The organism is Vibrio sp. YT-18, assembly GCF_033337345.1.
Classification (GTDB): Bacteria; Pseudomonadota; Gammaproteobacteria; order Enterobacterales; family Vibrionaceae; genus Vibrio; species Vibrio alginolyticus.
The window spans coordinates 1-1101 of record NZ_JAWOQO010000230.1 but is presented as its reverse complement, the minus strand read 5'-3'; the positions used below and the strand labels follow the sequence as shown (position 1 = coordinate 1101).

1 protein-coding gene is annotated in these 1101 nt (G+C 39.2%); it reads left to right on the top strand.

What is annotated here, in order from left to right:
* Window positions 1-65 precede the first annotated feature (65 nt).
* Window positions 66-734: an HAD-IA family hydrolase gene (locus R7M72_RS25620; protein WP_025525976.1), complete on the top strand. Its 669-nt coding sequence runs from the start codon at window positions 66-68 to the stop codon at window positions 732-734.
* Window positions 735-1101 lie beyond the last annotated feature (367 nt).

Below are 1101 nucleotides of genomic sequence, written 5' to 3'. Positions count from 1 at the left end.
CCATACATTTGTATTAAAAAATAAGTTTGATCAGCGACATCGACAAATGCGTCTAGGGGAAGGCTATGGCAATTACCAATATTAAATGCGTGATTTTTGATTGTGATGGCACGTTGGTCGACAGTGAGCGTTTATGCTGCCAAGCACTAGTGAATGTATTTAATCAACACGGTGCAGAGTTAACGATGGAAGAATGTGTTTCTCACTTTAAAGGTGGAAAACTGGCCGATATTCTTCTTGATACCAAAGAGTTGATGAACATTAATGTTCCAATTGATGTTCTTGAACCCCAATACCGAGCAGAAGTTCAAAAATTGTTTGTTCGTCATTTACAACCAATGGATGGCGCTAAAAGGCTTATCCAATTCCTCGACTCTCACAATATTGAATACTGCGTCGCGTCAAATGGTCCCAAAGATAAAATTGAATACGCACTTGAGTTAACCGGTCTGCTTGATGCATTCAAAGGAAAAGTATTCTCTGCGTTTGAAGCAAATAGTTGGAAACCTGAACCTGATTTGATCATGTACAGCGCGATGAGCATGGGATTTTTACCTAGCGATTGTTTGTATATCGATGATACACCCAAAGGTGTAGAAGCAGGGTTGAATGCCGGAATTAAGACGGTTCAGCTATTTAATGGTGAGGCCATTAACCGAGTCGACGATGACCGAGTTATTCGCATTCAACATTTGGATGAATTAAAAGAGCAGCTCATGGGCTGCTCTGTTTAACCGTTTAATGACGAGAATGACTTAGGTTATGAATTTGTTTAATTTTCGACTGTAAATATGGCGCTTGGTAAAGGCATTGAATGGATGAGAAATTTTTCGTGTGGAATCCACAAGCAGCACACGTGAATTTTTCACCGTTTGATGAGATTAAGTATTCATCACATTGGCAAATAGGGCAGTTTAGGTTTTCGTTGTCTTTTGTATCGTTGTTATTATTCATATTGTTTTCCAGCAGCAAATTGGAATTGGCAGGTTAAGCATAGCGGAACGCCGTCCGCTTGAACATTATTTCATCAGGTACAAGGAGAACTTGAGATTCACTTCAAAATAAACCGTTTCCCAATCGGTATTTGATCAATGCTATTTT